The organism is Tamaricihabitans halophyticus (assembly GCF_004340875.1).
GTDB classification, from domain to species: Bacteria; Actinomycetota; Actinomycetes; order Mycobacteriales; family Pseudonocardiaceae; genus Tamaricihabitans; species Tamaricihabitans halophyticus.
Genome location: NZ_SLXQ01000016.1, coordinates 100,439 through 110,542, shown reverse-complemented (window position 1 = coordinate 110,542; position 10,104 = coordinate 100,439). Strand labels below are relative to the sequence as shown.

Here is a 10,104-nt window from a genome sequence, read left to right as displayed (position 1 = left end):
CGACCCAGCCCAGCACGGCGGCGCTCAACACCTCGTCCAGCAGCACATCGCGGCCTAATTCTGATCTTGAGGTTGACACAAGGGGTGTCACAGCGCGAGCTCCGATCGACGTCGGGGCACCAACCGGTCGCGCCAGCCAGCGGCGATCCCGGAGGTCGCGAGGGTGGTCAACACGAGCAGCAGGGCCGGAAACACCACCACCCACCAGGATCCGAGCAGTACCGCCTGCCGAGCATCGGTCAGGATGTTGCCGATGCTGGCCAGATGTGGCGGCAGGCCGAGTCCGAGGAAACTCAATGCGGTCTCGTGCCAGACCGCGTGCGGCAGGAGTAGTACGGCTGAGATCGCCGCCTGGCCGACGATGGCCGGTAGCAGATGCCTGCGCAGCACCCGTATCCGCGAGGAGCCGCCGGAAATCGCGGCATCGATGAACGGACGCTCGCGCAGCGCGAGCACTTCGGCACGCACGATCCGGGCCACGCTGGTCCAGTGCGTCAGCGCGATGGAGGCGACCACCGCCCACAGATTTCCCCGAAACAGCGCGACGATCACGATGCCGAGCAACAGATGCGGTACCGCGTTGACGGTATCGACCAGGCGCATCAGCAGCCGGTCCGGCCACCCGCCGAGCGCTCCACTGAGCGCGCCGAACAGCGCGCCGAGCACGGTGGATACCACCGCGCAGAGCGCGGCGACGAGTAACGAGACACGCAAGCCGGCGAACGACCGCAGCAACAGATCATTGCCGTTCGCGTCGGTGCCGAACGGATGCGCCACCCCCGGAGCGATGAACCGCGCGGAGTAGTCCACATTGGTCTGATCGAGTCCGCCGAGCCAGGGCAGCAGAATCGCGCCAAGCACCAGTAGGACCAGACCGCCGAGCCCGACCACGGTGCGCAGCCGCGCCCTGGTGCCCAGCTGCCCGCCGCGTGGCGTGCCGGCACGATCACGACCAGCGGCCAGCCAGTCCTGCGGTAACTCAGCCATCGGTGGCCACCCTCGGGTCGAGCAGCGCGGTGGTCACGTCCGCGAACAGCGAACCGAACAGGGTCGCCGCGGTAGCGAGCACCGTCAACATGGCCAGCAGTGGGAAATCCACGGCGAGCGCTGCCTGCACGACCGCCGCGGCCACCCCCGGCCAGGAGAACACCTCTTCGACAAGCACCGCCCCGGTCACCAGCTCGGGCACCCGCACGCCGATCAGCGTGATCAGCGGGAGTAGCGCGGTGGGCAAAGCGTGTCGCAACACGACCATGCGTTCGCTGAGCCCGCGCGCCCGCGCACCGGTCACATGGTCCTCGGTCAACGCGGTGAGCAGCGACTGCCGCAGATGCAGCACCAGCCACGGGGATTGCGAGATACCCAGGACCACGGCGGGCAGCACGAGATGGCGAGCGACCTGGCCGACCGAAAGCGCGGCGCCTGCGTCGGTGAGCCCGGCCACCGGCAACCAGCCGAGCGCGAGCGCGAACACCGCGATGCTGACCAGCGCGAGCACGAACGGCGGGATTCCCTCGAGGGCGTGACCAACCGAGGTGATCACCCGGTCCAGCCAACCCCCCTGCCGCCACGCGGCGAGCACGCCGAGCGTCACGGAAAGCACGATCGCCACGAGCAAACCCGCCGCGCACAACAACACCGTCCACGGCAGTCGCTCGGCAAGCACCTCGGCCACCGGCTGCCGGAAAGATCGGCTGGTACCGAGATCGCCGGAGAACAGCCCGCCGAGCCAGTGTCCGAACTGGACAAGAACCGGGTCGTCGACACCCAGTTCCGCGCGAACTCTGGCCATGTCCTGCTCGCTTGCCGTTTCCAGCCGCACGCCGTAGTACTGCTCGAGCGGGTCGAACGGGGAAAGGGCGGCGAGCAGGAACACGCCGAACAACACCACACCGCATACCGGGAACGCGAAGGCAAGCCGGCGGGCGATCAACCCGAGTATCGCGCGCCGCCGGGTATTCCGGGACAGTGCGGGACCGGCTGGCTGCACCGATGGCGTGGTCACGTGCGCGGCGCCCACTTCTCCACGTTCCACCACGGCCCCCAGGTGGTGCCGTGGGTATGCGGCTCAACGACGGGCTGGTAGCCACTCCACCGCTCGCGCATCAGGTAGGCGTGTTCCAGAAACACCAGATAGACCAGTCCGGGGTCGGCTACGTATGCCTTCTGCACCTGGCGGTAGTAGGCGGCGCGCTGCGCCGGATCGGTGGTGCCGCGCGCCCTGTCCAGCGCGGTATCCACCTCGTCGTTGCGGTAGTGCCCCGGATTGGCGTAGCCGTCGCCGGCGCGGCTGGAGTGCAGCGCGTCGTAGGCCTGCGGGTCCGGATCGATCGGGTTGCCGCCGCCGAGCACGATCGCGTCCTTCGCCAACCGTGGCTGCACCGCGGTGCGATCCAATCCGGCCAGTTCGACCTCGATACCGATGTCCTTCGCATCGGAGGCGAACGCCTGTGCCAGCTCCTTACGGAGACTGTCGTCCGCGAAGTACATCACGGTGAACGCCGCCCGCTGGCCGCCCTTGGCGCGGACTCCATCGTCGCCGGCACGCCAACCCGCTTCGTCCAGAATCCGTTCGGCTTCCGCCACGTCGTGATCGAACGTCGCCTCCGGTTCGACGAACTCCGGCAATGCCGGACTGAACGGTGTGGACGCCGGCGAGCCGTGCCCGCCGAGTAGGCCGTCGACCATGGCTTGGCGGTCCACCGCGAGGTTCAGTGCCTCGCGCACCGCGGAATCGCCGGTGACCGGATGGTCGCTCGGCAAGGTGATCGAACGGAAGTCGGCGGACTTGTGGTAAACGGTGCGGTAGGTGTCGGAATCCTCGAAACTCTTCGCCAGCGTCGGCGGGAGTACCGTGCCGTCGAACTCACCACTTTGCATCCGCTGCGCCCTGGTGTTGTCGTCGGGCGCGAACACCACGGTGATCTCGCTGATCTTGGGCACGCCGCCCCAGTAGTCGGGGTTGGCTTCCCAGACCATCTGGTCACCCTTGCGCCAGTCGACGAGTTTGTATGGCCCGGTACCTACCGGCTCGGAGTTCAGCGCGGAGTCCTCGAGCGGAGCCTTGTTCCGCAGGGCCTCGCTCGGCACGATGCCCAACACCATCTTGGCCGGCCACGCCGCATAGCTGAACTTCAGACTGAACCGGACGGTGTTCGCGTCGACCTTCGTCACCTTGTCCAGCATCCGGAACTCGGAGCTGAGCGTGGAGGCGTACGCGGGGTCGATCAGCGCGTTGTAGGTGGCCACGACATCGTCGGCGTCGAGTTCGGAGCCGTCGTGGAAGGTCACGTCATCACGCAGCGACACGGTCCAGCTCTTGCCGTCCGCGGACACCTCGGGTTGTTCGTCCGCCAGTGCGGGGCGCAGATCACGCTGACCGTCGAAGGCAAGCAAGCCATCGTAGAACTTGGCCGCCCCTTCTGCCGCGTAACCGAGCAGCGGGTTGAGCGAATCGGGCTCGTAGGAGTCGGCAAGCACCATCGACCGCGGATCGTTAGTTTGGTCGTCGTCCGGATCGGCTGGTGCGGTACAGCCCGCGGCGATTACGGCGGCCGTGATCGCGATGGCGGGCAGTATGGCACGAGAGCGCATGGTGTCGAAGATTAGAGACTATTGCCAAGCTATGGCAACAAGTGAGGAGTGCTCATGACGGAAACGGCCCAGTCGGTGCGGATCGGCGTGTGTCAGATCACCTCAGGCACGGACCCGGAGGCGAACCTGGCGCTGCTCGGCGACGGCGTGCGGCAAGCCGCCGAGTCCGGCGCGCGCGTGGTGGTCTTTCCCGAGGCGACCATGTGCCGCTTCGGCGTGCCGCTCGGCGACATCGCCGAGCCGTTGGACGGCGCCTGGGCGAGCGCGGCGCGCGACATCGCCGAGACGCACGGCGTTCGGCTGGTCGCGGGGATGTTCACGCCCACGGAAGACGGCAGGGTGTACAACACGCTGCTGGTGACCGGGCTGGGCGAACACCGTGGCTATGACAAGATCCACCTCTACGACGCGTTCGGCTTCGCCGAGTCGCGTACCGTCGCCGCGGGTGCCGAACTGGTGACGACTTCCGTGGACGGGGTGACACTGGGTGTGGCGACCTGTTACGACGTGCGGTTTCCCGAACAGTTCCGGGCACTTGCCGACCGAGGTGCCAGCGCCGTGCTGCTGCCTACGTCCTGGGGCGCCGGCGAAGGCAAACGGGAGCAGTGGGAACTGCTGGTGCGCGCCCGCGGTTTGGACAGTGGCTGCTGGGTGATTGGTTGCGGTCAGGCCGATCCGCGCGCCTCGGGTATCGAGCCGAGCGGGACGGCACCGACCGGAATCGGGTTCTCCACCATCGCGGACCCGTTCGGTCGAGTCCACGCCCAGCTGGGCGCCGCACCGAACGTACTGGTCGCGGATATCGACACGGCCGTAGCCGAGCGCGCCAGGGAAACTATCGCGGTACTGGCCAATCGCCGACTCTGAGCCACGCTTGGGCTTTGGTCCCGCGCTTGCACTGTGATGTCAGTGCAGATCGAGGCCAATGTCCAGCACTGACGCCGAATGCGTCAGCGCGCCAACCGCGAGATAGTCCACACCGGACTCCGCGAAAGCCATCGCGTCCACGAGTCGCAGCCCGCCCGATGCCTCCAACGTGGTCCGTGCGGAGATCGCGTCCCGCAGCCGCACGGCCTCCGCGCAGCCGGCGGGACTGAAGTTGTCCAGCAGGACTTCGTCGGCTCCGGCTTCGAGTACCTGCCGGAGCTGATCGATGGTGTCCACTTCGACCTCACAGCGCAGCTCCGGCGCGTACGCACGTGCGGCGCGCAAGGCGGCCACCACGGAGCCGGCCGCGGCCACGTGGTTGTCCTTGATCAGGATGGCGTCGCCAAGCCCGAGCCGGTGGTTCACGCCGCCGCCGCATCGCACGGCGTATTTCTGCAGCGCGCGTAGCCCCGGCACGGTTTTACGGGTGTCCCTGATCGCGCAGCCGGTGCCGGCGACCGCGGCCACCCATTCGGCGGTGGCCGTCGCCACTCCGGATAATTGCGACACCAGGTTCAGCGCGGTGCGCTCAGCGGTCAGTAGCTCCCGCACCCGACCGCGGACCACCAGCGCGGGTTCGCCGCGGACCAGTCGATCGCCATCCCGCCGAGCCGCGCATACCTCGTACGCACCGGGTAGCACCGCGTCGAGTACCGCGTGCAGCACGGGAATCCCGGCGAGCACGCCCGCGGCGCGCGGGGTGAACTCGGCGCGCGCGACGGTGTCCGCGGCAACGGTGGCCGCGGTGGTCACGTCCGGGCCGTAGCGCAGGTCCTCGGCGAGTGCCGCGTGCACCACATCGTGCACGTCCTGACTGCTCGGGGCGTGGATCTCGGGCGCCATCTCAGTCATGCCACGCTCCGCGCGGATTCGAGCCTTGTCGCGATCGGCCGACCGGACACGTCCAGCCGGACCTCCTGGCTGCGCGCGAATCGCGCATCGTCGGTATCCGGATAGTCGAGACGCACATGCGCGCCCCTGGACTCGGCGCGCTCCGCGGCCGCGAACAACAACGTGCGGGCGACCAGGCTCAACGCCGCGTCTTCCACCGCTGTACGGGTGCTTGGTTGGCGCACCACCGTGGCGCCGACGATCCGTTCCGCGGCTTCGGCCAGTCCTGCCGCATCCCGCCCGATCGCCGCATGCCTGCTCAGCAGGCGCTGCACGATCGCCCGGTCCGCGATGGGCATCGCCGGCGGTGGCGTGACCTCCGCAAGGCGCGGGTCGCCGAGTATGCCGCTCGCCCTGTCGGCGGCCACCGCCTCGGCCGCGCCGCGGCCGACCACCATGCCCTCGAGCAAACTGTTGGACGCCAAGCGATTCGCGCCATGTAGCCCGGTTCGAGCGACCTCACCTGCCGCGTACAACCCGGTCAACTCGGTTCGCCCGGCTACGGAGGCGCGGAGCCCACCGCAGGCGAAATGTGCCGCCGGGGCAACCGGAATGGGTTCCGCGCGCGGATCGATACCGGCGGCGGCGCAGGCCGCGGATACCGTGGGAAACCGTTCGCGAAACGACGGGACCATGGTCGCGTCCAGGTAGACGTGCGTGCCGCCACTTTCGGCCATGCGCCGGCTGATCGCCTTGGCCACCACGTCCCGTGGCGCCAGATCACCGAGCGGATGCACGCCGGTCATCACCGGCGCGCCCGCCGCGTCCACCAGCACCGCTCCTTCGCCACGCACCGCCTCGGTGATCAGTGGGCGGCGTCCGGTGGCCCCTTCCGCGAACAGGACGGTGGGGTGAAACTGCACGAATTCCAGGTCGGCGGCGACCGCGCCAGCCCGCAGCGCGAGCGCGAGACCGTCCCCTGTAGCCAGCTCCGGGTTACTGGTCGCCTGGTAAAGCTGGCCGAAACCGCCGGTGGCGAGCAGCACGGCCGGTGCGCGCAGGATTCCCGGCACGCCGTCCGCGTCCAACACCCACAGGCCACCCACCGCGCCGGTCGGCGTACGCAACAGATCCACCGCGGTATGCCGTTCGAGCACCGGCAACCCACCGGCGCGCGCGGCATCGGTCAACGCGCGGGATATCTCGGCACCGGTGGCATCGCCGCCAGCGTGGATCACCCGGAAAGCCCGGTGACCGCCCTCTCGCGTGCGTGCCAGCGAGCCGTCCGTCCCGATATCGAACCGCGCGCCCAGCTCGCGTAGCGCGGTGACCGCCGAAGGGCCGGCACTGATGATCTCCCGAACGGCGGCGGGAGCGCACAACCCGGCTCCCGCGGTCACCGTATCGGCGATATGCGCCTCGACCGAATCCCGCTGGCCCCGATCACCCTGGCCCCATTCATCCTGACCCCGTTCATCCCGACTGGGGGCGTCCGGCAGCACCACGGCAACCCCGCCCTGCGCCAGACGGGTGTTGCCCTCGGTCACCTCGGCCTTGGTCACCACCAGCACCCGCAGCCCGCGTTCCCGTGCCCGCAGCGCGGCGGTCAGCCCGGCCACGCCCGAGCCGACCACGATCAGATCGGCCGCGGTCTCCCAGCGCGGATCCGTCATTCGCCACCACCAGGCTGACCGATGGCGATCATCCTGCGGACCGCGTCCCGCGCGCGTTGCGCGGTCGCCGCATCGACCCGCACCTCGTCCGTACCGTCCCGCAGGCAGCGCAGCAGCGCATCCGCGGTAATCATCTTCATATAGCGGCAGGAGGCTCGCTCGTTCACCGCCTGGAAGTCGATCTCCGGAGCGGCCTTGCGCAGCTGATGCAGCATTCCGATCTCGGTCGCCACGAGCACCGAGCTAGCCTCCGTCTCCCGCGCCGCCGTGACCATATCCCCTGTGGACAGGATCTTCACTTTCTCGGCCGGCACCGTGCCGGCGCCCGCGAGGTAGAGCGCCGAGGTAGCGCAGCCGCATTCCGGGTGGATGAACAGATCCGCGTCCGGGACCGACGCGGCCCGTTCGGCGAGCTCTGGGCCGTTGATTCCCGCGTGCACATGGCATTCACCCGCCCACACGTGCAGGTTCTCCCTGCCGGTCTCCCGTTTGACATGCGCCCCAAGAAACTGATCAGGACAGAACAGCACCTCGCGCTCCGCGGGAATCGAGCGCACCACATCGACCGCGTTCGAGGACGTGCAGCAGATATCGGTCTCCGCCTTGACTTCCGCTGTCGTGTTCACATAGGACACGACAACCGCGTCGGGATGCTCGGCCTTCCAGTCGCGCAGCTGCGCGCCGTCGATCGAGTCCGCGAGCGAGCAGCCGGCACGGGCATCCGGGATGAGTACCGTCTTGTCCGGACTGAGAATCTTCGCGGTCTCGGCCATGAAGTGCACGCCGCAGAAGACGATCACCGATGCCTCGGATTCCGCGGCGATCCGGCTCAGCGCTAGCGAGTCGCCGGTGTGATCGGCTACCTCCTGGATCTCCGGCAACTGGTAGTTATGCGCGAGCAGCACCGCGTCCCGCTCGGCGGCCAGTCGACGAATCTCGTCCCGCCAGGCGGTATCCGGTCGCGTGGCGGTAGCCGTCTCGGTTGTCGCCGCCATCGACTCCTCCTCGTCGTTGGTTCGTGGCCGCCCGTGGCGACCCCGGTTCTCGATCCCTAGGTTTTCGCCTTATAATCGAAAACATGTCGGATACTACCACCGAACCCACCCCGTTTCGCCATGCGGTGCTGGCCGCGGTGCTGCAAGTGCGAGCGGGATCACTGCGGGTCCTGCTCTGGCAACGGGCTCAGGAGCCGCATCGGCACCGGTGGTCGCTGCCCGGTGGCGAACTGTGCGCGACCGAGGACGTGGAAGGCTCCATCCGCCGGCAACTCATGGAGAAGGTGGACGTGCAACAGCTGGCGCATGTTGAACAACTGTCCGTGTTCAGTGCGCCGGATCGGGTCCCCGGCCATCGGGTACTGGCCACCGGCTTCCTCGGGCTGGTGCCCTCGGACAACGACCCGGCGATCCCGTCGGATACCGCCTGGCATCCGGTCGACGCGTTGCCCGCGACCGCGTTCGACCACCAGCGGATCGTGTTCGACGCGCGCGACCGGCTGCGCGCCAAGCTCTCCTACACCAATATCGGCTTCGCGCTCGCGCCACCCCAGTTCACCATCTCGGCGCTGCGTGAGCTGTACTCGGCCGCGCTGGGTTACCGGGTGTCCGCGACCAATCTGCAACGGGTGCTCGCCCGTCGTGGTCTGCTCGAACCCACCGGAGAGGCGGCCAGACCGGGTCGAACCGGCGGGCGTCCCGCCGCGCTGTTCCGCTTCACCGAACACGGTATGCAGGTCACCGATCCGTTCGCGGTACTACGCCCACCCGGCACGCGAAGCTGAGCCAGCACACCACCATCGGTCGACGTACTGTTGACGCGTGGTTGACGTGCTTCCGCTGTTCCCGTTGCGCACCGTGCTGCTGCCGGGAACGCCGCTACCGCTGCATATTTTCGAGCCGCGGTACCGGCAACTGACCGTCGATCTGGTGCGCGGCACCGTGCCGGACCGCCGGTTCGGCGTAGTCGCTATCCGGGACGCCTGGTCAACCGAGATCGAACGGCTCGACCAGGTACAAGAGATCGGCTGTTCGACAGTACTGCGGGAGACCACGCAGCTGCCGGACGGCCGATATGACATCCACACCGACGGTCAACATCGGTTCCGCATCCGGGCGATCGACGCGGAGCGCAAGCCGTACCTGATGGCCGAGGTCGAGTGGCTGCCAGATATCGAGCTACCCTCGCGGGCCAGTTATACGACAACCCGGCTCGTCGACACAGCGCGTGCCGCGTACGAGCGGTACCGTGCCGCCGCCGCCGAGCGGAGCGACTGGGCCAGCCCCGATCCGGACACCGGCCCCGGTGAACTCCCCTACCTGTTAGCCGCCGATTGCCTACTGGCGTCGACGGACCGGCAGCGGCTGCTGGCCGAACGGCATCCGCTGCGGCGACTGCGCATGGTGAGCCAACTACTCGCCATGGAAGCCGGCCTGCTCAGCAGGCTACGCGCGGTGCCAACACACGGCACCGAACTCGCCCACCACACCTCAATGAACTGATCGCCGCGCGCTCAACCGAGTCGTCTGCCGAGATCATCCATCCCGTTCCAGGCGGCCAGCAGTCCGTAAGCCAACACCGTGGTCAACGGCTGCGCGATGAGCACCAAGGCGGATTCGATCTCCGGTGCCTTCGCCAGTACGTCGCCGATCTCCGGCGTTCCGGTGATCTCGTAGGCGCTCTGCGCGAAGGAGCCACCGATCTGGAGGGCGAGCCACCCGGACAGTGTCGAACCGAGCACCGCGGCCAGCATGATCACCGGACCGCGCCGCTCCCGCAGCAGCCACACCCCTATCCCGGTGAGTAGGCCAGCCACCAGGCCGAGCAAGACGAAAATGACCAATCCGTCGAACCGGTGGTAGGTCTCCGCGGGCAGCGGCACGGTGCCGCCTTCGACCACCTGCAGCTGCTGTGCGGGCGCGATCTCGGACCACAACCACCCGAGCGGTATCCCGATCAACCCGATAGTGGACAGCACGCTGATCGCGGGAAGCAGATCGGCCTTGATCACAACTCTGGGACGCTGCTGGCGCGCGACAAACGACGCGGCGAGCTCATCCCTGCCGATCTCTGCCTGGGACAA

10 protein-coding genes are annotated in these 10,104 nt (G+C 68.2%); 3 read left to right on the top strand and 7 right to left on the bottom strand.

Features of this window, described 5'->3' with window-relative positions; genetic code table 11:
* Positions 1–87 precede the first annotated feature (87 nt).
* Genes EV191_RS25590 through EV191_RS25580 form a run of 3 tightly spaced genes read right to left on the bottom strand, consistent with a single transcriptional unit; the run spans position 88 to position 3,594 of the window.
* Positions 88–987 (bottom strand): ABC transporter permease, encoded by a 900-nt coding sequence (locus tag EV191_RS25590; RefSeq protein WP_132880126.1) that lies wholly within the window; start codon positions 985–987, stop codon positions 88–90.
* On the bottom strand, positions 980–2,020 hold the full coding sequence (locus EV191_RS25585) for an ABC transporter permease (RefSeq protein ID WP_243659229.1): 1,041 nt from the start codon (positions 2,018–2,020) through the stop codon (positions 980–982). Before EV191_RS25585 ends, EV191_RS25590 begins: the two co-directional genes overlap by 8 nt.
* The gene (locus EV191_RS25580; protein WP_132880124.1) at positions 2,002–3,594 is read right to left on the bottom strand and encodes an ABC transporter substrate-binding protein; all 1,593 of its coding nucleotides are present in this window, start codon (positions 3,592–3,594) and stop codon (positions 2,002–2,004) included. The genes EV191_RS25585 and EV191_RS25580 overlap by 19 nt, the downstream gene beginning before the upstream one ends.
* Positions 3,595–3,648: 54 nt before the next feature.
* Between EV191_RS25580 and EV191_RS25575 the strand changes: the two genes are divergently transcribed.
* On the top strand, positions 3,649–4,461 hold the full coding sequence (locus EV191_RS25575) for a carbon-nitrogen hydrolase family protein (RefSeq protein WP_132880123.1): 813 nt from the start codon (positions 3,649–3,651) through the stop codon (positions 4,459–4,461).
* Positions 4,462–4,500: 39 nt separating this feature from the next.
* On the opposite strand, the gene nadC is transcribed toward EV191_RS25575, so the two are convergent.
* From nadC to nadA, 3 genes are read right to left on the bottom strand one after another with little or no spacing between them, the layout of a single operon-like run.
* On the bottom strand, positions 4,501–5,373 hold the full coding sequence (nadC, locus tag EV191_RS25570; protein ID WP_132880121.1) for a carboxylating nicotinate-nucleotide diphosphorylase: 873 nt from the start codon (positions 5,371–5,373) through the stop codon (positions 4,501–4,503).
* The gene (locus EV191_RS25565) at positions 5,370–7,025 is read right to left on the bottom strand and encodes an L-aspartate oxidase (protein ID WP_132880119.1); all 1,656 of its coding nucleotides are present in this window, start codon (positions 7,023–7,025) and stop codon (positions 5,370–5,372) included. Before EV191_RS25565 ends, nadC begins: the two co-directional genes overlap by 4 nt.
* Positions 7,022–8,074, bottom strand: a complete 1,053-nt coding sequence (nadA, locus tag EV191_RS25560; protein WP_279388463.1) for a quinolinate synthase NadA — start codon at positions 8,072–8,074, stop codon at positions 7,022–7,024. The genes EV191_RS25565 and nadA overlap by 4 nt, the downstream gene beginning before the upstream one ends.
* A gap of 29 nt (positions 8,075–8,103) precedes the next feature.
* On the opposite strand from nadA, the gene EV191_RS25555 reads away from it, so the two are divergent.
* Both EV191_RS25555 and EV191_RS25550 read left to right on the top strand, forming a co-directional pair.
* A complete protein-coding gene (locus tag EV191_RS25555; RefSeq protein WP_207894698.1) occupies positions 8,104–8,805 on the top strand; it encodes an NUDIX hydrolase in 702 nt (233 codons plus the stop codon).
* Between the two features lie 37 nt (positions 8,806–8,842).
* Positions 8,843–9,523: an LON peptidase substrate-binding domain-containing protein gene (locus EV191_RS25550; protein WP_132880116.1), complete on the top strand. Its 681-nt coding sequence runs from the start codon at positions 8,843–8,845 to the stop codon at positions 9,521–9,523.
* Between the two features lie 11 nt (positions 9,524–9,534).
* Here EV191_RS25550 and EV191_RS25545 read toward each other — a convergent pair whose 3' ends face one another.
* Positions 9,535–10,104 (bottom strand): DUF2567 domain-containing protein, encoded by a 570-nt coding sequence (locus EV191_RS25545; protein WP_243659228.1) that lies wholly within the window; start codon positions 10,102–10,104, stop codon positions 9,535–9,537.